General features: G+C 46.6%; 1 pseudogene. It reads right to left on the bottom strand.

Annotated elements, in window-relative coordinates:
• Positions 1-692: pseudogene (locus tag R7R24_RS26985) on the bottom strand (flagellin hook IN motif-containing protein); the annotation flags it as partial.
• Positions 693-698 lie beyond the last annotated feature (6 nt).

Genomic DNA, 698 nt, shown 5'->3' with positions numbered 1-698 from the left:
AAGTTGTTGATGCTGTGGCTCAGACGGTTTTGTTTCGCACCAAGATCCGCACGTTGTGAATCCACGTATTTCAGTGCAGAGTCCAGTACAGAAATCGCGTTCTGAGATCCTTGAACCGTTGTCATATCAATATCTTGTACTGATGTTCTTACTGGCTCATCACTTAGGCCTAGCTCAGAAGCAAGACCACCAGAGATCGAGATGTCACCCTGAACGTTTGGATGAGCAACAAAAATTTGCAGCTTGCCATCTTCGCTTACAGACGCGTTGATCATGTCTGATTGACCATTGATGTACGTTGCTAGCTCTTCGATGTCATCACCCGCTTTCGCGTTGATATTGATTTCTAGATCATCAACATTACCATCTTCGTCTTCACCCATGCCAGGAAGCGTGATTTTTAGATCGGCTTTAGTTGGATCAACACCCCAATCTTTACCTTTTCCTACTTCAGAGAAGAATGTCACACCGCCCATACGAGTGTCATCTGCACGAATACTAGTTAGACCCATGATCATCGCTTCACCAGAGCTCGCACCGATTTGGAATGCCGCTTCACCGAATGAGCCGTTCAATAGACGACGGCCACCGAATGATGTGGTTTCTGCGATACGGTTCAGTTCGTCAACCAACGCCATTGATGCTTCGTTGATTGCCTGACGCTCAGCAGGAGAGTTAGTACCGTTTGATGTCTAGAT

The organism is Vibrio sp. 704 (assembly GCF_033339295.1).
The sequence above is the reverse complement of the archived record's forward strand: the minus strand, read 5'-3'. Positions and strand labels throughout refer to the sequence as shown.